The organism is Nocardia sp. CWNU-33 (genome assembly GCF_046764895.1).
Taxonomy (GTDB): domain Bacteria; phylum Actinomycetota; class Actinomycetes; order Mycobacteriales; family Mycobacteriaceae; genus Nocardia.
The window spans coordinates 85,408-105,506 of sequence record NZ_JBKOQN010000010.1 but is presented as its reverse complement, the minus strand read 5'-3'; the positions used below and the strand labels follow the sequence as shown (position 1 = coordinate 105,506).

The window sequence follows — 20,099 nt, the reverse complement described above, 5'->3', positions numbered from 1 at the left end:
CCCTTGCTTTGACTCGAATGTCTTAGACATATGTTTAACAGAGTCTTGCACATTTGTCTAGTACAAATGTGCAAGACGGACGTACAGTGAAGGCATGGGAAACAGAGAAGAGCTGCTCACGGCGGCGCGCACCTGCCTCTACCAGCGCGGATTCGCGGCGACCACGGCTCGCGACATCGCGGATTCCGCCGGGGTGAGCCTGGCGGCGATCGGGTACCACTTCGGATCGAAGGACCGATTGATCAGCGAGGCGATCACCGAGGCGATCGGCGACGGCATCGACGATGAACTGGAAAACCTGATCCGGACCGTGGGCGCGGGACGTTCGCTCGCCGAGTCGTTTGCCGCGACTTGGGCAGGCATCGGCGCGATCTTCCTTCGCAACAAGGAAGGCATTGTCGCGTCTGCAGAGAACATCATCCGGGTCCATAGATCGTCGGATGGGCAACGCTACATGGCAAAGGTCGGTGCGCAAGCCGTCAGTGAAATCGCGGCAATCCTCGGCAAGGTATACCCGGAGCTGTCACAGATGCAGGCCGATGCGGTCGGCCGGTTGTATTACACGCTGCTGAACGGTCTTTCGATCCAGTGGCTCAGCAATCCGGACGGCGCGCTGCCGACCGGTGACGACTTCGCTGTCGCCCTTGCCGCACTGGTCCCGCAACCGGCAGCGCCCGCGGGTGTCCCGGGCGCTGCCGGTGCGGAGCCGGCCTAGTTCTGGCGCTGGAGATAAGCCTTCCAGCCGCCGAACGAGGTGATATCCGTCGCCGCCTCGGCGGCGTCATACGTGCAGGCGAAGCCGATAACCGAACGCCCATTGGACAATTCGATGCTGGTCAGCGCCATCGGTGCGGGCAGCGCGGCAAGGAAGCGGCCGAGGCCGGCCTCCGAGACCCGGAACAGCTCGCCCAGGATCGGCGCACCGAGACCGTCGCCGTGCCGGACAAGTCCGGGCTTGGGCGGCGTGGTGTCCAGCGCAGTGAGCTGGTAGGCGGCGGTCGTCGTGATCTCGCCTGCGAACCTGGCCCCGATCTCCTCCAACTGCCAGTGCAGCGGTTGGCCACGCAGGTGCGCACCGAACACCGCGAGTTCGGTACCCCGATCGACCAGCGCGGGGGGCGGGTCGGCGCCGACGATGCGGGCGGCGATATCGACCGCGACCTGGTCGGCGAAGGCAGGGACGACGACCATCACCCCGAATGGCAAGCCCGCCGCGGTGGGCAGCCCGGGGACGGCCACCGCCGCCATATCCAGCAGGTTGCAGAAGTTGGTGTAGGTGCCCATCCGCCGATTGATGCCCACTGGGTCCGCCTGTACCGCGGCGATACTCGGGTGCTCGGTGGTCGTCGGCAACAGCAGTCCGTGGAAGTCGGCGATCAGCGCGGTGGCCGTGGCTCGCACCCGGGCAAGGGTGTCGAGATCGTCCGCGAATCCGGGACCGGTTGTCGCGCGTGCGGCGTCGATGATGGCCGTCACCGTCGGATCCGCGCCCGCAGGCGCGGTGTCGAGGAACTTGCCGACCGCCGCATAGCGTTCGGCAACGATCGCGCCGTCGTAGAGCAGTCGGGCCGCGTCGAGCAGCGCCGAGATATCGACTGCTTGCGTGGCGATTCCGGAATCGGTGACAGCGACGACGGTTCGGACGAATGCATCGCGGTAGGGCTCGCTCAGGGCCGCGAGATCCTCGGCGCGTGGAACGGCAAGGCGCAGTTGGTCCGGCGCGGCGAGACGGACGTCCGCGGGCCAGCTCCGGCTGCGTGGATCACGGATCTCCGGCCCGGCCATCACGGCCGCGGCGACGACGGCCCGATCGAGGTCGGTGGCGAAGACCGTGACGGCGTCATAGTCGGCGCACGCCGGAATGACGCCGTGGGTCGGGATGACGCCGAGCGTCGCCTTGATGCCGACGATGCCGTGCAGTGCCGCGGGCACCCGGCCGGACCCCGCGGTGTCGGTGCCGATGCCGATATCCGCGATTCCCAGCGCGACCGCGACCGCCGACCCCGAACTCGAACCGCCGGAGATCAGCTCCGGATGATGCGCATTGCGTACCGCGCCGTACGGGCTGCGGGTGCCGACGAGGCCGGTGGCGAACTGGTCCAGGTTGGTCTTGCCGAGCACGATCGCGCCCGCCGCGACCAACCGCTGCACGGCCGCCGCGGTGACCGTCGCGGGGTAGGCGAATTCGGGGCAGGCCGCGGTGGTCGGCAGCCCGGCCACATCGATGTTGTCCTTGACCGCCACCAAGATCCCGGCCAGCGGCAGCGCCGCACCCTCGGCGAGCCGCTGTTCGACGGCGGCCGCGTCGGCGGCGACGTCGCCTTCCTCGCGCAGCGTGATCCATACCTCTTGTCGATCCACCTCGGCGATGCGCCGATAGGCGGCGGCGACTCGCTCGGTGGGCGAACGCTGCGGCTGCGCTGCGATGTTGCCTAGGACGCCTGCGGTCATTCAGTCGACTCCGATCACGGCTAGAGGGGTGCCCGGTTCCACTTTGGCGCCGGGGGTCGCCAATACCTTCAGCACCGTGCCCGGGCCCGGGCTGTGCACCGGTAGTTCCAGTTTCATGGCTTCGAGGATCGCGACCGGCGCGCCCGCGGCCAGCCGCTGACCGACCTCGATCTCGACCCGCCAGACATTGCCGATCATCGGTGCGGTCACCACCGTCGCGTTCGGCGGCAGCCCAGCCAGCGGGTCGACGGCGGGTTCGATCGGGGTTTCGACCGTCGAGCCGCGTTCGAACTCGCCGGCAGCCCGCCAGGCATTCTTCTCCGCTGCGAAGGCGATGGCCTGCCTGGTCTCGAATTCGGCGATGGAGTCGGCATTGTCGGCGAGCATGCGCAGATGATCGGTGAGGGCGAAGGTGCCCTCGCTCACCTCGGCGTCGAATCGGCCCGCCTGCGCGGCGGCGCGATATTCGAGCAGCTGCTCCGCGCTCACCTCTTCCCACACGATGCGGTCGAAGAACCGGAACAACCAGGGCGTGCCCGCCTCGAACGGCGCGGACTGCCGGTAGCTCGACCAGATCGGCACGGTCCGGCCGATCAACTGGTAGCCACCGGGGGAGGCCATGCCGTACACGCACAGGTACTTGCCGCCGATGCCGACCGCATCCGAGGGGGTCCAGGTGCGCGCCGGATTGTATTTGGTGGTGACGAGGCGGTGCCGCGGGTCGAGCGGAACGGCAAGCGGCGCACCGAGATACACATCACCGAGGCCGAGCACGAGATATTCCGCGTCGAAGACCGCCGAGCGGACGTCCTCGACACTGTCGAGTCCGTTGATGCGGCGAATGAATTCGGTATTCGAGGGCAGCCAGGGCGCGGTGTCGCGAACACCGCTGCGGTAGCGGTCGATCGCCGCGGCAATGGACGGGTCGTCGAACGACAGCGGGAGCCGGATCGTGCGGCTCGGCACGACGAGTTCGTGGGTGGCGGGCAGTTCACGCTCGAGGTCGATCAGCGTGCCGAGCAGCCGATGCTGCGGCAGTACATCGGGATCGAAGTGGATGTGCAGCGAACGGACGCCCGGCGTGACATCGATGATGCCGGGTAGTCCGGAGCCCGCCAGCGCCTCGGCGAGGGCGTGTACCCGCATGCGCAGACCGAGATCGAGGACCATGTCGCCGTATTCGACCAGGATGTTGTCATCGCCGCCGCGGAGATAGGCAACTCGCGGCCGATCGGCATCCGCATCGAGCGCGCCGAGTATCCCGCGATCATGCAGTCCGACAAGAGGATTCGTGATGGTGTCGCGCGCGCGTGCGATGTTGGAGCCGGATTCCGACGGCCGAAGCGCGGCGGCCGCCGCGTCGCCGACGGGCACGAATCGGATGGTGTCGCCCGGGCGCAACTGGCCCAGCTTCCAGCGATGCGCAGAGACCACCGTCAGCGGGCAGGCGAATCCACCGAGGCTCGGGCCGTCCGGGCCGAGCAGGATCGGAGTGTCGCCCGAGACATTCAGTGTGCCGACGCTGTACGGGTTGTCGTGCAGATTGGACGGATGCAGCCCGGCGTCGCCGCCATCGGTGCGCGACCAGGCCGGCTTGGGTCCTTCGAGCCGGATGCCCGTGCGATTCGCGTGGCTGCCGACCTTCCACGGATGCGCGTAGAACTGGGCCATGTCCGTGTCGGTGAAATAGGCGGGGGAGGTCTGTGGGCCCTCGCCGACGGCCAGGTGCCAGACGTGTGTGAACTCCGGTCGTTCCTCGATCGGGACCTCGCGCGGTTCGGCGAGGTCGGTCCGCGGCGGCAGCACACCGAGAACATCGCCTGCGACAACGGCTTTTCCGGTGACGCCGCCGAAGCCGCCGAGGGTGAAGGTGGCCGCACTGCCGTGATAGAGCGGCGCATCGATGCCGCCGCGCACCGCGAGGTAGGTGCGCAGTCCGGTTTCGGTCGGTGCGCCGACATCCAGAATCGAGCCCGCCGCAACGGAGATCGGCCGCCACATGTCCGCAGGCCGTCCGTCGACGGTGATCTCGACCTGGGCGCCGGTGACACACACGACGCTGGGTTCGCAGAAGCGTAGTTGTGGTCCCTGCAGGGTGCATTCCAGCGCGGGCGCGCCCACCGGATTCCCGACGGCGGCGTTGGCCTGGGTGAACGACAGGTCGTCCATCGGGCCGGAGGGGGGAATTCCCACCTGCCACAGGCCGATTCGGCCCGGGTAGTCCTGGATGGTCGTCATGGTCCCGGCGCGCAGGACATCGATGCGACGGCCATGCGGGCGGATGTCGGCCAGCGTTGTCGTGACGTGCTGTGCGCTCAGCACCCGGGCATCGGCGCCGGCCGCGCGCAGCTGCGGGAGATTGGTCTGCACCCCGTAGATGCGGGTTGCGGCCAGCGCGTCGACCAATTCCGCGAAGGCCGCCGCACGGGTGGGCCCGGCCGCGATCACCTTCGCAAGCAGCGGGTCGTAGTAAGGGCTGACCTCGGTACCGGTGTCGATCCACGTGTCGATCCGGGTGCTGGTGCTTGGTTTGCGTCTCGATCGGGTGGCTTCGTCGACGGTTTTCGACATCGGATCGTTGTCCGTGCCGCCCACCGAGGTCTGCGCCGGGAACGTGGCGGCGGTGATCAGCCCGGCGCTCGGCCGGTAATCGTGTCCGGGGTCCTCGGCGTAGACCCGTGCTTCCACGGCCCAACCCTCGATGACGGGGCCGCTCTCGGGCAGCTCGTCCACCATCGAGGTGTCACCACCGGCCAAGCGCAGCATCCACTCCACCAGGTCGATGCCGGTGACCGCCTCGGTGACCGGATGCTCCACCTGCAGACGTGTATTCATCTCCAGGAACGACGCCGCGCCACGGTCGGTGTCGTAGACGAACTCGACGGTGCCCGCCGAGCGATACCCCACCGACCGCGCCAACTCACGCGAGGCTGCAAGCAATTGCTCCGACAGTTCCACACCGAGACCGGGCGCGGGAGCTTCTTCGATCACCTTCTGATTGCGCCGCTGCAGCGAGCAGTCGCGGGTGCCGAGGCTGACGACCCGGCCGTAGCCATCGCCGAACAACTGCACCTCGACATGCCTGGCCCGCGCGACGAAGCGTTCGAGGAACACGCCGGTCGAGGAGAAGTTCGTCGCGGCAAGTCGCTGCACCCGCTGAAACGCCGCGCGCAGCTCGTCGGCGGTGCTGCAGGCCTGCATGCCGATGCCGCCGCCACCACCGACCGCCTTGAGCATGACCGGGTGGCCGATCCGCTCGGCCTCGGCAACGGCGTGATCGGCCGAATCGAGCAGGCCGCTGCCCGGGATGAGCGGCACTCCCACCGACCGGGCGGCCTCGCGTGCGGTGTGCTTGTCACCGAAGATGCGCAGTTGCTCGGGTGTCGGACCGACGAACGCAATGCCCGCGGCCGCTACGTCACCGGCGAAATCGGCGTTCTCCGAAAGGAATCCGTAGCCCGGGTGCACCGCGCCTGCGCCTGCCGACAGGGCGGCCTCGATCACCCGATCGGCGCGCAGATACGACTCGGCGGCGGCGCTCGGCCCCAGATGTATTGCCACGTCGGCGATTTCGACATGGGCAGCGCCCACGTCGGCATCCGAGTAGACCGCGACCGTCTTCAGCCCGAGCGCGCGTGCCGTCCGCATCACCCGGCACGCGATCTCGCCGCGATTGGCGACGAGCACTGTATCGAAGTCCAGTGTCACCGTTACTCCCTATTCAGTTGCGAGGGACATCGCGGCGATGGCCCGTGTCACCCGATCGAGCACCACATCCAACGAGCCGCCGATGTGGGTGTGCAGCAGGCGATACGCCAGCGAAAGATCTTCTGCCAGAACCGCATCCAAGATGCCGAGATGCTCGGATATGGTGGTCTCGATCCGGTTGTTGACCATGAAGTCGTACATCCGCACATGCCGGATTCGTGAGTTCACCGACTTCAACGACCGGACCAGTTCGGCGTTGCCCGCCGCGGTCAGCAAGGTGACATGGAATTCCTCGTCACGGACCACGAAACCCGGCTCCTGCTCCGGCGGGTCGGCGCGCAACTCCAGCCAGCCGGCGCGCTCGGCCTCCAGTAACGCGTGGTCATGGCGGACCGCGGGATTGTCGATCGCTCGCTGAATTCCGCCCAGCTCCAACGTGAGTCGCAACTCGTACAGGTCACGAATCAGCGGAATGCTCGGCCGGACCGGTGTGAAACCGTACTCTTCGCGCTGTAGCAACCCATCCGAGCACAGCACCGTCAGCGCCTCGCGGATCGGTGTCCGCGAAATACCGAACCGCGCCGCGAGCTTGGGTTCGGTCAGCCGCTCGCCGAACCTGATGTCACCGTTCATCAATTCGCCGCGCAGCGCCGTATAAACCACGTCCCGCAACGGCCGCCCGGCCGCATCGGCCAGTGTGGCCACCCTTGTCGACATGCATGTATACGCTATGGACCTCGCGTTTCGCCGAGATGTCCGCAAGTTAGCAAGAGGTAAGCGTCTCCTCACCGCCGTGTGGTCGCCGGACCCCGGGTGGCGCGAGTATTCCGCGCCGGCACATGCGTCGGCCGGCCCGCCATGGGATTTTCGAGCGAACGCCGGGTGGACAAATGTTCACAGTGTCGACCGTGTGACCGGGAGGACAAGGCAACACCTGGCAACACCAATGCGCTATCGCAGGACACATTGGCGCAGAAGGCTATTGGATAGCCCCGGCGCCGGGTCGACGCCGCGCCCTCGGCGGCACACCGACCGACTCCAGTCGCCGGCCGGTGGCAACAGCCCCGGCGCCGGGCGCCACGAAAGAGAAGTCTCGTGGAGGTAACGGTGGACGGGTTCGTGCTCTTCGGACTGTTGGCTCTGGTGTCCGGGCTGTTGGCGGTCATCGCCGCGGCGGTGTGGTGGCCTGCCCCCTCCCGAGACCGCCTCGGTGTCCGCGATGGATACCCGCGGATCGAACGCGAGCGGCTGATCGGGGAGGGCTGGTCTGCCGGTTGGCTGCACGAAACGCCGGAAGTTCCGTTCACCGTCATCGAAGCCGGCCGGGTACTCCAGCGCCATCGCCAATGCCATATCGACCGGTGCGCCAGAAAGTCTGCCGCGTTCCGGATTCTGCTTGCCGCCGGACTGCTCGAGGCCGATGCGTTCCGCAGGCTTTGAGTGTGCCTCATATGGCTCGACGCAACGCCTCCTGCGCCGGTCAGGCGCGCTTCGGCTCCAGGTGCAATGCGGTGATCCCGCACTCGAAGGGCGTGGCAGCGGCCATGCTGAACAGCTTGTTGGCGCCCGGGTTGCCGAAAACGGGCAAGCCCGCGCCGATCGCGGTCGGGTTGACGAACAGGTGCAGCTCGTCGATCAGGCTCGCGGCAATCAGGTTCGAGACGAGGGTGCCGCCGCCGTAGACGATGATGTCGCCACCGGGCTGCGACTTCAGCTTGTTGATGATCTCGGCGAGGTCACCGCCCGCGACGACGGTGTTGTCCCACAGTGACTCGGCGAGGCTGTTGGAGATGACGACCTTCGGCGTGTTGTTCATCTGGTCGATGGCCACCTGGGGCTCGCTCTCGGGGTTGGAAGCCCAGTGCGGGATGAACCCTTCGGCGAGCTTGCGGCCGAGCACGATGGTGTCGACCTGAGCGGTGAGCGCACCGATGTAGGCGCCGAGGTCGTCGGTCCACGGGAACGTCATCCAGTCCATCTCGCCGTTCGGGCCGGACATGTAGCCGTCGACGGTCATCTGGACCTGGAGCTTCAGCTTGCGCATGGGTGCTTTCCTTCGGTTGAGCGGGTCCGTCCGGCCCGCTGTGTTCTGTGCCTTCAGCTTGGACGAACCGGTTTACGGATTGTTTACGGTTTTCCGCCGTCGGCATTGCACCACAGCAGCAGGGCACCCATACACGAGTAAGGCCCCCGACCGCCGAAGCGGTCAGGGGCCTGACTGTCGTCTCAACCAACGAGTCGGGGTGACAGGATTTGAACCTGCGACCTCTTCGTCCCGAACGAAGCGCGCTACCAAGCTGCGCCACACCCCGTTGTTGAACCTGAGGTAGCTTACAACAGCAAGGGTCTAGACGTTAAACCGGCAGGTCAATCAGCCTTCGTGCGCGCGGACGCTGGAGAAGATCTGCATAGCGGTCGCGACGTCGACAGCCTTGGGTACACCGGTGTCGGCGGCGATCACCATGACGAAGCTGCCGTTCTCGGTCGGTGTTGCGAAGGTGTAGACCGAGTATTCGGTGGCGCAGCCCGGTTTGGCCTGGGGAATGGTGCCCTTTGTCTCGACGAACATGCCGTGCTGGCTGCCGTCGAGCGAGCTGAGCGGTTGGCCGCCGCTGGGCGTCGCCGGCGCGTCGTGGTAGGCCAGCTTCGCGGTCTTGGTACCGACTTCCGTTGCGGCACTTGCCGAATCGGAATCCTTGGAGCCGGTCAGGAACGAGACGGTGCGGGTGGACCCTGGGCAGTAGCTCTTGCCTTCGCTGGCGTACCCCTTGCCGACGACGGCATTCGGTGGTTCGCCGAACCCGCCGATGGTGCCCTCGGAGGCGACGGTCCAGTCGGCGGGCACGTCATAGGCCGCGCCGCGGTCCGGCGAGACGACCACCTGGTAGCCGGGCACGACCGATGGTTCGTTGCGGGTGCCGGTCCCGGTCGGGGCCGGCTTGGCGCCGGTCGGCTTCGTCGCCGACGGCTGCGCGCCCGCCGTGGGCGTCAGCGCACTGACCATCGACGGTGACGTGTCCTGCGCGCGAGTGTCGTCCGACCCGCGATCGGCGACGACCACCGCGGCGATCGCACCACCGGCGACCACGATCGCCGCCGCTGCGGCAGCGAGCCACGCCTTGCCGTGACCGCCGCTCGGCCGGCCGTGCGGACCGTAGCCGGGCGGAAAGTGCTGGACCGGCGCACCGTAGGCCTGCGGCGCAGCACCGTACTGGTTCGCGGGGAACTGCTCGATCGGGGGAACCTCGCCGTACTGGGCGGGTTGTGCCGGTGCGGCGGGCTGCCATTGAAGAGTGGGTTCCGGCTGCGCTTGCGCTCCGGAGCTCGGTTGCCACTGCAGCGTTGGTTCCGGTTGCGGCGGCGCTGCGGGCTGCCATTGAAGGGTGGGTTCGGGTTGGGCCGATCCGGTCGAGCTCGGGGCCCATTGCGGGCTCTGCGGCGTCTGCTGGCCCGCGCTGGATCCCCACTGCTGGTTCTGCGCGCCGGGCGCGGGCTGCCACTGATAGGTCGGCTCGGGTTGGGCCGACCCGCTCGGAGTGGGAGTCCATTGCGGGTTCTGTGGTGTGTGTTCGCCCGCGCCAGGACCGAATTGCTGGTTCTGTGGTGTTTGTGCACCGGGCGCGGGCTGTCGTAGGAGGGTGGGTTCGAACTGCGCCGACCCGCCGGGAGCCCAGTGGGCCGGTGGCGTCGGCCCATCCGGGACGGGTTGCCATTGCCGGTCCGGCGGCGGCTGTTGGTCGCTGCCGGACCCCCACTGCTGATTCAGCGGCGGCTGCCCGCCGGGCTGCCACTGCAGCGTGGGGTCGGGTTGCGGCGGCGCTGCGGGCTGCCATTGGAGTGTCGGCTCGGGGTGCGCCGCGCTCGGCGGGGGAGCCCACTGTTGGTTCGGTGGTGTCTGCCCACCGTCGTCACCTTCGGGGCCGAATTGCCCTGGCCCATACGGCTGTTGCTGATGCGCCGCACTTGGCTGTCCCAGAACCGTCGGGTCATTGCGCCGGTCGTCGAATCCATTCACCGCTGTCCCCTGCCTGACATCCAAGTCTCGGCAAGCGACCCTAGCGGGCGATGGCCTCCGAGGCCGAAACGCCCTGCCCGCTATCGGTAAGCGGCCGCCTCGGTGGTGCGGCGACCAGTGTCACCAGTGTCGCCTCCGGTCGGCAGCAGAAGCGGTACGGCGCCCACGGTGAGGTGCCGAGCCCGGCGGAGACGTACAGCTGGGTGTGGTCGCCCCACTTCGACGCGCCCTTCACCCGGGAGCGATCGATGCCGCAATTGGTCACCAGCGCACCGTATCCGGGCAGGCATAGCTGACCACCGTGCGTGTGCCCGGCCATCACCAGGTCGTAGCCATCCTCGGCGAAACGATCCAGCACCCGCGGCTCCGGCGAGTGGGTCAGACCGATGCTCAGCTGGGCCAGGGGATTCGGGGCGCCTGCGACGGTGTTGTAGCGGTCGCGCTGCAGATGCGGATCGTCGACACCCGCGGTGGCGATGCGGATGCCCGCCACCTCGACATCGCGGCGCACATGGGTCAGATCCAGCCAGCCACGTTCGGTGAACGCCGCGCGCAGGTCCTTCCACGGCAGCGGCGCGCCGTATACGCGGCGGTGGTCCTTCTTGAAGTACTTCATCGGGTTCTTGGGCACCGGCGCGAAGTAGTCATTGCTGCCGAAAACGAAAAGACCTGGGCGGGAAAGCAATCCGCCGAGGGCCTGGATCACCGCGGGCACCGACTTCTGGTGCGACAGGTTGTCGCCGGTATTGACGACCAGGTCCGGCTCCAGCCGATCGAGCTCGCGCAGCCACTGCTGCTTGAGCTTCTGACCGGGCATCATGTGCAGATCGCTGATGTGCAGCACCCGTAGGGATGCCGAACCCGGCTGCAGCACCGGCATGGTCGCCTCGCGCAGCACGAAGGCGTTTCGTTCGATCAACGAGGCGTAGCCGACACCGGCCACCGCGGCCCCGGCGGCTCCCAACGCGGTTCGTCGGATGGCGGAGGTCGAGATTACGGGCATTTGCCCAGCATAGGTGACCCCGCTGAGGATCGCTGAGTGTGTTTACGCACAAGCGTCCGGATGCGGGGCCCGAAACCGGACCGCACGGCAAATGTAGTGGGCCGGACCCGAGCGAGCGGCTACCGTGTGGCACATGTCGGAACTCAAATCGCAGCTGCGTGCGGACATGACCGCCGCGATGAAAGCAAAGGACAAGCTGCGCCTCGCCACCTTGCGGATGCTGCTGGCCGCCGTCCAGAACGCCGAGGTCGCGGGCTCGGAGGCGCGCGAGCTGTCCGATGCCGAGGTCATTGCCGTGCTGCAGAAAGAGGCGAAGAAGCGCAGCGAGTCGGCCGAGGTCTACACCCAGGCGGGTCGCGGCGAGCTGGCCGCCAACGAACACGCCGAGGCGCGGATCATCGACGAGTACCTGCCGACCCAACTGTCCGACGCGGAGGTCGCGGATGTCGCCGACACCGCGATCGCGCAGGTTGCCGAGCAGCTGGGGGAGCGGCCCGGAATGCGTCAGATGGGCCAGGTGATGAAGGCCGCGACCGCGATCGCCAAGGGCAAGGCCGACGGTTCGCGTCTCTCCGCCGCCGTCAAAGCACGCCTGTAGCCATATCCTTCCGAAAACACCGCCGACCCGGCGCAATGTGTCCGGGTCGGCGGTGTTCTGCTATCTCGGGAAGCCGGGGATCGGGATCGGAATCGGGATGGGTGGCAACCGCGGTGGCGGCGGCAGCCCGGGGACGCCCGGCGGCGGCCCCGGTGGTGGTGCGGCCCGCTCGGTGCCGTCACTGATGTAGATGGTGATCACCGAGCCGGGAATCGCCGAACCGTTCGGTGCGGTACCCATTACGGTGCCCTTGGGCTGCGATCCGACTCCGTTCACCGGCGAAACCTGGAAGCCCGCCGCCACCAGCTTCGCGGTCGCCTCGCCCTGCGACATGTTTGCGACATCGGGGACCTGCGCGCCGTTCGACCCGCGGACGTACTTGTCGTCCAGCGGCGGCAGCGCCGGCGGCGGGAAGTTCTGCACTACCGGCCTGATCGCGTTGAACCAGGTGCGCGCCGGTTCGTTACCACCGAACAGGTTGCCGTCGCCGCAGCCGCGCAGTGGGAACGAGCAGATCTCGCCGGGTGTCGGGCTGTCGCCGTAGACGTAGGCCGCCGCGGCGAGGGAGTTGGTGAAGCCGACGAAGGCCGAGGACCGGTGGCTTTCGGTAGTTCCCGTCTTGGCGGACAGCGGGAGCTTCCAGCCGGTCGACTGGGCCGCGGCCGCCGCGGTGCCGCTGGTGTCGTCCTTGCTCATGGCGTTGGCGAGGGTGTTGGCCAGGCCGGGCTCGACGACCTGCTCGCAGGCCTGCTGGGTCAGCGGCACTACCTTGCCGGAGCGGTCGATCACTTCCTTGATCGGCGAGGCGGGGCACCACCGGCCGCCGGAGCCGAGCGTCGCGGCGACATTCGATAGCTCCAGCGGGTTGATCGCGACCGGGCCGAGGGTGAACGAGCCGAGGTTCTGGTCCTTGATCATGTCCGCGAGGCTCTGGTTGCCGTGCCCGGAGCTGCCCGGTTCGGTGTAGGAGCGCATGCCGAGCCGCACCGCCATATCGACGGTCGGGGTGACGCCGACGGCCTGGATCAGCTTGACGAACGCGGTGTTCGGCGAGGTGGCCAGCGCCTCGGTCACCGACATCGGCGACTTGTACCGGCCCGCGTTTTCGACGCAGTAGGTGGCGGCCGGGCAGCCGCGCGCGCCACCGTTACCCATGCCTCGTGCCTCGAACCGGCCCGGCACGTCGAGCTGGGCGTCGATGCCGAGGCCCTTCTCCATGGCCGCGGCGGTGGTGAAGAGTTTGAAAATCGAGCCCGCACCGTCACCGACCATCGAATACGGCTGCGGCTGCACGGTTTCGTTGGCGTCCCGGTTCAGGCCGTAGGTGCGACTGCTCGCCATCGCCAGCAGCGGATGCGAATCCTGGCCGGGCCCGACCACCGACATGACCTGGGCGATGTCGTCGAGGTTCGGGTTGGCGGCCTCGGACACCGACCGCTTCACCGAGTCCTGCAATGCGGGATCGAGGGTGGTTTTGATCAGGTAACCGCCCTTATCGATCTGCTCGCGGCTGATGCCCGCGTTGGCCAGATACTGCAGCGCGTAGTCGCAGAAGAAGCCGCGATCGTTGGCCGAGATGCAGCCGCGCGGCAGGCCCATGGGCTCCGGCTGCACACCGAGAGGTTCTTCTTTGGCTTTGCGGAATTCGTCGGCGCGACTGGGGATGTTCTGGATCATCGTGTCCAGCACGGTGTTGCGCCGAGCGGTCACGCCGTCGGGATTGGTGTAGGGGTTCAGCTTCGAGCTGCTCTGCACCATGCCTGCGAGCATCGCTGACTGCGGCACGTTCAGGTCGGCGGCGTCGATGCCGAAATAGGTGTGCGCCGCGTCCTGGATGCCGTAGGAGGCGTTACCGAACGGGACCAGGTTCAGATACCTGGTGAGGATCTCGTCCTTGGTCAGCTCCGAGTCGAGAGTGAGCGCCATCCGGATCTCGCGAATCTTGCGCGCGGGAGAGGTCTCGATAGCGGCGCGGCGCTCGGCGTCGGTCTTGGCGACGACGAGCAGCTGGAAGTTCTTCACGTACTGCTGGTCGAGCGTCGACGCGCCCTGCTGGACCTCGCCGCTGGTCGTATTGGTGAGGAAGGCGCGCATCGTGCCCTGCCAGTCCACCCCCGCATGCTCGGCGAAGCGCCGGTCCTCGATGGAGACGATCGCCAACTTCATGTTGTTGGAGATCTTGTCGCTGGGAACCTCGAAGCGGCGCTGCTCGTAGAGCCAGGCGATCGGTGCTCCGTTCGCGTCGACCATGGTGGAGACGGCGGGGACGGTGCCCTCGACCAACTCCGCTGACACGTTGTCGACTGCGTCGGCGGCACGGTTGGACACGAACCCGAAGCCGCCTGCGAGGGGGAACAGCATCCCTGCAATGAGCACCGCGGCCAGCGCGCAGCTGCCGGCCAGCCTCGCGAGCGTTTGTGTGATCGGCACGATCCTCAGCCTACGGGGTGGTGTTCTGACCGGATCTTGCGGTTCGCGAGGCCGTACGGGCGTGTCGTCAGGAGGGGTTCGGCGTGTCGCAAGAGGGCCAACTGCGTGTCGAGTCGACCGCCCGGTTCTCTATCACGTTTGGAGGGACGGACGTACCAAAAAGTCTCAGAACGGTCTTGCGCTCGGGGCATACCTTTACCTAGATTGAGAACCCAGTGTGATAGAGCTAACACTCAAATGTGGAATGTGGTGCAGTTCGCAGCGGGGATTGGGTTGCTGCGAGGCTGACACGCGATTCTGGAGCGCCGTTCAACCGGTGTTCGGACTGCAAAGGGGCACACCAAATGCACATGACAACCCCCATCGCTCGATTGGACGTAGAGCAGGCCGAAGCAAGGATCGCCTGGGTGGCCCAGGCGCGATGCAAGGAAGTAGATCCCGATCAACTGTTCGTCCGTGGCGCTGCCCAGCGCAAAGCTGCGACTATCTGCAGGCACTGCCCGGTGCTGATGCAGTGTGGGGCCGATGCACTCGACAATCGAGTCGAGTTCGGTGTGTGGGGAGGAATGACCGAGCGGCAGCGGCGTGCGCTGCTCAAGCAACACCCCGAGGTGACTTCCTGGTCGGACTTCTTCCAGGCGCAGCGTCAGCATCAGGTCGCGATCTAGTCCCTAGCCGAAACACCACCGAGCCCGTGAAAGCGGGCTCGGTCGGCGTTGAGCGGCCTATATCAATCAGATATCACGACCGGCTCGGGAGCAGGGGTCCCGGTGAGCTGATCTCCGACCGCTTGCAGCGCTTCCAGATCGGAAACTTCGAACGGCAGCGCCGTCACCGAGACGATCGGAACCCGCGGATGCGCGCCCGTGAAACGGTGCAGCAGATGCTGTTCGCGCTTCGCGGTGGCAACCCGCTGAGCATGGATGCGCAGCACCGACGAGGTAATCGGGTCGGTCTCGGCCAATTGGTCGGCGGCGGTCAGCGCATGATCGGCCGACAGCGTGCTCAGCACTGGATGCGTCCGGTTCAGCACCAGACCAGCCAACGGCATGCGTTCGGTGGAGAGCCGGTCGACGAAGAACGAAGCCTCGCGCAGCGCATCGGGCTCGGCGGCCGCGACCACCAGGAAGTGCGTGCCCGGCTTGGACAACATCGCGTAGGTCCGGTCGGCGCGATCCTGGAATCCGCCGAACAGCGATTCCAGTGACTGCAGGAAATTCGACGCGTCCTTGAGCATCTGGCCGCCGACGATGGTGGACACACCGCGCACCGCCAGGCTCATCGCGCCGGTCACCAGTCGGGTGACGCCGCGGCCAGGGGCCATGATGACCCGGATCATCCTGCCGTTGAGGAAGTTTCCGAGCCGCTTGGGCGCGTCGAGGAAGTCGAGGGCGTTGCGCGACGGTGGCGTGTCGACCACGATCAGGTCCCACTCCTTGCGCCCCGCCAACTGCCCGAGCTTCTCCATCGCCATGTATTCCTGCGTGCCGCCGAAGGAGGAGGCGACCGTTTGGTAGAAGGGATTGGCGAAAATCTGCTCGGCCTTGTCCGGGCTGGTGTGCTCGAGCACCATGTCGTCGAAGGTGCGGCGCATATTGAGCATCATCGCGTGCAGTTCGCCCTTGGCATCGGGGCCCAGCGGCACCCGCTGCGGGGCGTTGTCCAGATCGGCGACGCCGAGTGACTGGGCCAGTCGGCGGGCCGGGTCGATGGTCAACACCACAACCTTGCGGCCCAGCTCGGCCGCGCGCAGCGCGATCGCCGCCGCGGTGGTGGTCTTGCCGACGCCTCCAGAACCGCAGCAGACGACGACCCGAGCGGTCCGGTCTGCAATTATTTTCGAAATATCCAGTGGCACAGCCACATTCGAGCTCGGCGTGCTCATCGGACTCCCTGCGCGCTCAGATGTTCGGCCAATTCGTACAGGCCGCCGAGGTCGATACCGTCCGCGAGGGCCGGCAGATACAGGCGCGACACGTCGACCTTGGCGAGTTCGGCAGCGCTGTCGTCCTGCGCCTGCAGAGTGGCCGAATGCTCGACGGTTTCGGTGATCAGACCCTGGAAGTCCTGGTCGGACAATGAGATACCGGCTTTGGCGAGTGTGGCCCCGATGGCGTCGCCGTCGATATCACCCTGCGCGACTTTGCCGCGCACCTCGGTGGGCAAAAGACCTTTGCTCGCCCGGTTCACGATCACCGCGCCGATCCGCAGATCGGCGGCGGTGAGCTCGGCGATCGCGTCGGCGGTCTCCTGCACCGGCAGTGCTTCGAGCAGGGTGACCAGGTGAATCATCGTCTGATCGGAGTGCAGCAGCTTCGAAACACCCTCGGACTGCGAGGCGATCGGCCCGCCCTTGGCCACCTCGGCCATGGCCTGGGTGACATCGAGGAAGCTGGCGATCCGGCCGGTCGGCGGTGCGTCCACCACGATTTCGTCGTAGGCGAGCCGGCCCGCCTTGTCCTTGCGGACCACGCACTCCTTGATCTTGCCGGTCAGGATGACGTCACGCAGGCCGGGTGCGATCGTGGTGACGAACTCGATGGCGCCCATGCGGCGCATCGCCCGTCCGGCGAACCCGAGGTTGTAGAACATATCCAGGTATTCGAGGAAGGCATGCTCGATATCGAGAGCGAGCGCAACCACCTCGCCGCCGCCGTCGGCGGTGGCAATCCTGGTTTCGGTCGGCGGCAGCGGGGGCAGATCGAACAGCTGGGCAATGGACTGCCTGCTCTCCACCTCGACAAGCAGTACCCGCCGCCCACCCGCGGCGAGGGCCAGCGCGAGTGCCGCGGCGACCGTGGACTTCCCGGTTCCCCCTTTTCCCGACACGTAGTGCAAGCGGGCTTTTTCCGCGCGCGCCGGCCAACCCGTTTCTAGCCCCGGCTCCGCCGAAATAGGCACTGCTGTTGGTACTCCCACGATCGCGAGCCTATAACCCGCTCTGAGATCGCGCCCGAGGGATAGGGTTACTGGCCGGTTTGACGCTCGTTCTGTACCAGACAGTGAGACAGCGCGGTCTGCGAGGCTGGTGCAGACACCGTGCCGCGGGCGCGGCGAATCCCGCGCATCTATACGCTCACCGCTATGAGTGATGTGACCGTGTGGGAGTACGCAACCGTTCCGCTTTTGACGCACGCGACCAAGCAGATCCTCGACCAGTGGGGTGAAACGGGCTGGGAGCTTGTCACCGTGCTGCCCGGCCCGACCGGCGAGCAGCATGTCGCCTACCTCAAGCGCCCGAAGTAGAGAAGGGACCAGACCAGTGACCCAGTGGGAGAAGAACCTCGCCCGACTCGGACTGACCCTGCCCCCGGTGGCGGCGCCGGTTGCGGCCTATATACCGGCGATCCGCACCGGTTCGCTCGTCTACACCTCGGGTCAGCTGCCGTTCGTCGACGGGAAACTGTCGATAACCGGCAAGGTCGGGGCTGAGGTTTCGGTCGAGGATGCCAAGGCTGCTGCGCAGCAGTGTGCACTGAACGCACTCGCGGCGGTGCACGACCTGGTCGGTTTGGACGCGGTAGTGCGGGTTGTCAAGGTAGTCGGATTCGTGGCCTCCGCGCCCGGATTCGGGGGCCAGCCTGCGGTGATCAACGGCGCCTCGGAGCTTTTCGGCGAGGTGTTCGGTGACGCGGGCGTGCACGCACGTTCTGCCGTGGGCGTGTCCGATCTGCCCATGGACACCCCGGTCGAGGTCGAGATAATCGTCGAGGTGCGTTAAACAGGTTCTCGGAACACCAATTTCGATCGACTGGGGTAATCCGATGACGACGCTGACTCATCCCGCATACGGGCAGCTGCGGCAGGTCACGCCGAGCGCGGCGGTCCTGCTCGCGGACAATCCTGGGCAGATGACCCTGGAGGGCACCAACACCTGGATTCTGCGCGCACCGGGTGAGTCGGGCTATGTGGTGGTCGACCCGGGGCCGAAGGACAAAGCGCACAGCGAGGCCATCGCCCGGGTCACCGAGGGCAATATCGTCCTCACGCTGATCACCCATCGCCATCACGATCACACCGGTGGCATCGACCGTCTGGTCGAGCTCACCGGTACTCCGGTGCGGGCCAGGACGGCCGAGTTCCTGCACGACTCCGAGGCAACGCTGGTCGACGGCGAGGTGATCGAGGCGGCCGGACTGCGCATCACCGTCCTCGGCACCCCGGGGCACACCCTCGATTCGGTGAGTTTCGTGCTCGACGATGCGGTGCTGACGGGTGACACCATTCTCGGCAGCGGCACCACGGTGCTCGATTCCAGCGACGGCACCCTGGCCGACTATCTGAACTCGCTGGATCGGCTGGTAGCGGTGGGCGCCGGGCGCGCACTGCTGCCCGCGCACGGACCGGATCATCCGGATCTGGAGCCGGTTGCCAGGTACTACATCGCGCATCGGCACGAACGCCTCGAGCAGGTGCGCGAAGCGCTGCGCGTGCTCGGACCGGACGCGGGTGCGATGGCGGTGGTGCGGAAGGTGTACGCCGACGTCGACAAGCGACTGTGGCTGGCCGCCCGCAGCTCAGTGCAGGCGCAGCTGGAGTATTTGCGTAGTCAGCACGCCTGAGAGCGGAACGTCACCCGGGCGAACGCCAGGATCCAGTCGCAACAGCAGAGCGTGCGTTACGACTCGATCCCGGCGTTCGCCGGGACGACGTATGGAGCTGCCCGAGGGGCGGCTCAGCGCGCGCGCCGGGCCAGTCGCTCGGAGTCGGAGATGAGCACGCTCTTACCCTCCAGCCGCAGCCAACCACGGTGCGCGAAGTCGGCGAGCGCCTTGTTCACGGTTTCGCGGGAAGCGCCGACCAGCTGGGCGATCTCCTCCTGGGTGAGGTCATGGGTGACCCGCAGCGCGCCCGCCTCCTGGGTGCCGAAGCGCTGAGCCAGCTGCAGCAGCGCCTTGGCAACCCGGCCGGGAACATCGGTGAAGATGAGGTCGGCGAGGTTGTTGTTGGTGCGACGCAGACGCCGAGCGAGAACCCGAAGCAGCTGCTCGGCGATCTCCGGCCGCTGGTCGATCCAGGACTTGAGTGCGTCACGGTCCATGGTGACCGCGCGGACCTCGGTCACGGTGGTTGCGGTCGAGGTGCGCGGGCCGGGGTCGAAGATCGACAGCTCACCGAACATGTCGGACGGACCCATGATGGTCAGCAGGTTTTCCCTGCCGTCCGGGGAACGTCGTCCGATCTTCACCTTGCCGGACGTGATGATGTACAACCGGTCGCCGGGTTCGCCCTCGTTGAAAATTACGTGGCCGCGCGGAAAATCCACGGGCTGCAGTTGTTTGGCGAGAGCCGCTACCGCGGTGGGCTCTACGCCTTGGAAGATGCCTGCTCTGGCGAGGGCCTCGTCCACGAATGTGCTCCTTATGGGAAATGGCTCTGTCCTGGACCGAAGCGATTCGGCCAACAGCGCAGTCTACGCGGCATTGGGGCAGCGCAGTGACAGACACCACGTAACGAGTGGATTGCGCGGCGCGCCGATACGGGGTTCGGCCCCTTGTTCAGCTAGCGCGAGCGATGTCCAGTTCTTCTCCACGGGACCGGCGCTTGCGCATCCGTGCCACCGCAGTCGGCAGTCCGAGCTTCGTCAGCTCCTTCACCTCAGGGTTGCTGGCCTTATCCAGGTACTGCTGAACCTCTTCGTCGGGTTCGAGAAGTTTTCGGAGCCGATTCTCGACCCGCTCCATGCCCAGTGCGAACAGCATCAACAGCACTGGGAAGAGCACCACAGCGAGTCCTTGCATATCGAGCAGTAAACACGGCTGAGGTCTCAGATGGAACACGGCAGCTGATCTGAACGGGCACCGTTGTGGGGTGGTTCCGTATGGTGGACGGGTGCGTGTCTCCCCCTCCACCGCTGCCATGAGCGGGCCTTCGCCTGCTGCCGCGGCAACCGA

General features: G+C 66.8%; 18 protein-coding genes and 1 tRNA gene. 7 read left to right on the top strand and 12 right to left on the bottom strand.

Annotation, left to right across the window (positions count from 1 at the left end; genetic code table 11):
• Positions 1-94 precede the first annotated feature (94 nt).
• Positions 95-715 (top strand): TetR/AcrR family transcriptional regulator, encoded by a 621-nt coding sequence (locus tag ACLMAL_RS16060; RefSeq protein WP_411999785.1) that lies wholly within the window; start codon positions 95-97, stop codon positions 713-715.
• Here the strand turns inward: ACLMAL_RS16060 and atzF are convergent.
• Genes atzF through ACLMAL_RS16045 form a run of 3 tightly spaced genes read right to left on the bottom strand, consistent with a single transcriptional unit; the run spans position 712 to position 6,876 of the window.
• Positions 712-2,451 (bottom strand): allophanate hydrolase, encoded by a 1,740-nt coding sequence (gene atzF, locus ACLMAL_RS16055; RefSeq protein ID WP_411999784.1) that lies wholly within the window; start codon positions 2,449-2,451, stop codon positions 712-714. The two genes, ACLMAL_RS16060 and atzF, sit on opposite strands and share 4 nt — an antisense overlap.
• Positions 2,452-6,159, bottom strand: coding sequence for an urea carboxylase (gene uca, locus ACLMAL_RS16050; protein ID WP_411999783.1), 3,708 nt, complete (start codon positions 6,157-6,159; stop codon positions 2,452-2,454). It abuts the gene before it with no gap.
• A 9-nt stretch (positions 6,160-6,168) separates the two neighbouring features.
• Positions 6,169-6,876, bottom strand: a complete 708-nt coding sequence (locus ACLMAL_RS16045) for a GntR family transcriptional regulator (RefSeq protein ID WP_406235533.1) — start codon at positions 6,874-6,876, stop codon at positions 6,169-6,171.
• A 378-nt stretch (positions 6,877-7,254) separates the two neighbouring features.
• Between ACLMAL_RS16045 and ACLMAL_RS16040 the strand changes: the two genes are divergently transcribed.
• On the top strand, positions 7,255-7,599 hold the full coding sequence (locus ACLMAL_RS16040) for a hypothetical protein (RefSeq protein ID WP_411999782.1): 345 nt from the start codon (positions 7,255-7,257) through the stop codon (positions 7,597-7,599).
• 40 nt (positions 7,600-7,639) lie between these two features.
• Here the strand turns inward: ACLMAL_RS16040 and ACLMAL_RS16035 are convergent, their stop codons facing one another.
• From ACLMAL_RS16035 to ACLMAL_RS16020, 4 genes are all read right to left on the bottom strand, one after another.
• Positions 7,640-8,203, bottom strand: a complete 564-nt coding sequence (locus tag ACLMAL_RS16035; RefSeq protein WP_411999781.1) for a dihydrofolate reductase family protein — start codon at positions 8,201-8,203, stop codon at positions 7,640-7,642.
• Between the two features lie 194 nt (positions 8,204-8,397).
• A tRNA-Pro gene (locus ACLMAL_RS16030) sits at positions 8,398-8,471 on the bottom strand.
• A gap of 59 nt (positions 8,472-8,530) precedes the next feature.
• Positions 8,531-10,174, bottom strand: a complete 1,644-nt coding sequence (locus ACLMAL_RS16025) for a hypothetical protein (protein ID WP_411999780.1) — start codon at positions 10,172-10,174, stop codon at positions 8,531-8,533.
• A 40-nt stretch (positions 10,175-10,214) separates the two neighbouring features.
• A complete protein-coding gene (locus ACLMAL_RS16020) occupies positions 10,215-11,177 on the bottom strand; it encodes a metallophosphoesterase (RefSeq protein ID WP_411999779.1) in 963 nt (320 codons plus the stop codon).
• Positions 11,178-11,310: 133 nt separating this feature from the next.
• Here ACLMAL_RS16020 and ACLMAL_RS16015 point away from each other — a divergent pair, with 133 nt between their 5' ends.
• Positions 11,311-11,775 carry a GatB/YqeY domain-containing protein gene (locus ACLMAL_RS16015; RefSeq protein WP_328408360.1) on the top strand — a complete coding sequence of 155 codons (465 nt, stop codon included), beginning with the start codon at positions 11,311-11,313 and terminating at the stop codon, positions 11,773-11,775.
• A 60-nt stretch (positions 11,776-11,835) separates the two neighbouring features.
• Here ACLMAL_RS16015 and ACLMAL_RS16010 read toward each other — a convergent pair whose 3' ends face one another.
• A complete protein-coding gene (locus ACLMAL_RS16010; RefSeq protein WP_411999778.1) occupies positions 11,836-14,205 on the bottom strand; it encodes a penicillin-binding protein in 2,370 nt (789 codons plus the stop codon).
• Between the two features lie 344 nt (positions 14,206-14,549).
• Between ACLMAL_RS16010 and ACLMAL_RS16005 the strand changes: the two genes are divergently transcribed.
• Positions 14,550-14,873: a WhiB family transcriptional regulator gene (locus ACLMAL_RS16005; protein ID WP_305082794.1), complete on the top strand. Its 324-nt coding sequence runs from the start codon at positions 14,550-14,552 to the stop codon at positions 14,871-14,873.
• A gap of 62 nt (positions 14,874-14,935) precedes the next feature.
• On the opposite strand, the gene ACLMAL_RS16000 is transcribed toward ACLMAL_RS16005, so the two are convergent.
• Positions 14,936-16,090, bottom strand: coding sequence for an ArsA family ATPase (locus ACLMAL_RS16000; RefSeq protein WP_411999777.1), 1,155 nt, complete (start codon positions 16,088-16,090; stop codon positions 14,936-14,938).
• Positions 16,087-17,106: an ArsA-related P-loop ATPase gene (locus ACLMAL_RS15995; RefSeq protein ID WP_411999916.1), complete on the bottom strand. Its 1,020-nt coding sequence runs from the start codon at positions 17,104-17,106 to the stop codon at positions 16,087-16,089. Before ACLMAL_RS15995 ends, ACLMAL_RS16000 begins: the two co-directional genes overlap by 4 nt.
• A gap of 183 nt (positions 17,107-17,289) precedes the next feature.
• Here ACLMAL_RS15995 and ACLMAL_RS15990 point away from each other — a divergent pair, with 183 nt between their 5' ends.
• Genes ACLMAL_RS15990 through ACLMAL_RS15980 form a run of 3 tightly spaced genes read left to right on the top strand, consistent with a single transcriptional unit; the run spans position 17,290 to position 18,767 of the window.
• On the top strand, positions 17,290-17,451 hold the full coding sequence (locus ACLMAL_RS15990; RefSeq protein ID WP_411999776.1) for a hypothetical protein: 162 nt from the start codon (positions 17,290-17,292) through the stop codon (positions 17,449-17,451).
• Entirely contained in the window at positions 17,423-17,926 is a 504-nt protein-coding gene (locus ACLMAL_RS15985) for a RidA family protein (protein ID WP_411999775.1), read from the top strand. The genes ACLMAL_RS15990 and ACLMAL_RS15985 overlap by 29 nt, the downstream gene beginning before the upstream one ends.
• Before the next feature lie 43 nt (positions 17,927-17,969).
• Entirely contained in the window at positions 17,970-18,767 is a 798-nt protein-coding gene (locus ACLMAL_RS15980; protein ID WP_411999774.1) for an MBL fold metallo-hydrolase, read from the top strand.
• A gap of 113 nt (positions 18,768-18,880) precedes the next feature.
• Here ACLMAL_RS15980 and ACLMAL_RS15975 read toward each other — a convergent pair whose 3' ends face one another.
• Together ACLMAL_RS15975 and ACLMAL_RS15970 are read right to left on the bottom strand one after the other, a co-directional pair.
• Positions 18,881-19,555: a Crp/Fnr family transcriptional regulator gene (locus tag ACLMAL_RS15975; RefSeq protein WP_011206875.1), complete on the bottom strand. Its 675-nt coding sequence runs from the start codon at positions 19,553-19,555 to the stop codon at positions 18,881-18,883.
• 148 nt (positions 19,556-19,703) lie between these two features.
• Complete coding sequence (locus tag ACLMAL_RS15970; protein WP_411999773.1) at positions 19,704-19,946, bottom strand: hypothetical protein; 243 nt, start codon at positions 19,944-19,946, stop codon at positions 19,704-19,706.
• Positions 19,947-20,099: the final 153 nt, after the last annotated feature.

Excerpts from the sequence above, each read along its gene's own strand:
- ACLMAL_RS16060 (WP_411999785.1), top strand. The coding sequence starts at position 95 with ATGGGAAACAGAGAAGAGCTGCTCACGGCGGCGCGCACCTGCCTCTAC.
- atzF (WP_411999784.1), bottom strand. The coding sequence starts at position 2,451 with ATGACCGCAGGCGTCCTAGGCAACATCGCAGCGCAGCCGCAGCGTTCG.
- ACLMAL_RS16045 (WP_406235533.1), bottom strand. The coding sequence starts at position 6,876 with ATGTCGACAAGGGTGGCCACACTGGCCGATGCGGCCGGGCGGCCGTTG.
- ACLMAL_RS16035 (WP_411999781.1), bottom strand. The coding sequence starts at position 8,203 with ATGCGCAAGCTGAAGCTCCAGGTCCAGATGACCGTCGACGGCTACATG.
- ACLMAL_RS16020 (WP_411999779.1), bottom strand. The coding sequence starts at position 11,177 with ATGCCCGTAATCTCGACCTCCGCCATCCGACGAACCGCGTTGGGAGCC.
- ACLMAL_RS16015 (WP_328408360.1), top strand. The coding sequence starts at position 11,311 with ATGTCGGAACTCAAATCGCAGCTGCGTGCGGACATGACCGCCGCGATG.
- ACLMAL_RS16005 (WP_305082794.1), top strand. The coding sequence starts at position 14,550 with ATGCACATGACAACCCCCATCGCTCGATTGGACGTAGAGCAGGCCGAA.
- ACLMAL_RS16000 (WP_411999777.1), bottom strand. The coding sequence starts at position 16,090 with ATGAGCACGCCGAGCTCGAATGTGGCTGTGCCACTGGATATTTCGAAA.
- ACLMAL_RS15990 (WP_411999776.1), top strand. The coding sequence starts at position 17,290 with ATGAGTGATGTGACCGTGTGGGAGTACGCAACCGTTCCGCTTTTGACG.
- ACLMAL_RS15985 (WP_411999775.1), top strand. The coding sequence starts at position 17,423 with ATGTCGCCTACCTCAAGCGCCCGAAGTAGAGAAGGGACCAGACCAGTG.
- ACLMAL_RS15980 (WP_411999774.1), top strand. The coding sequence starts at position 17,970 with ATGACGACGCTGACTCATCCCGCATACGGGCAGCTGCGGCAGGTCACG.
- ACLMAL_RS15970 (WP_411999773.1), bottom strand. The coding sequence starts at position 19,946 with ATGCAAGGACTCGCTGTGGTGCTCTTCCCAGTGCTGTTGATGCTGTTC.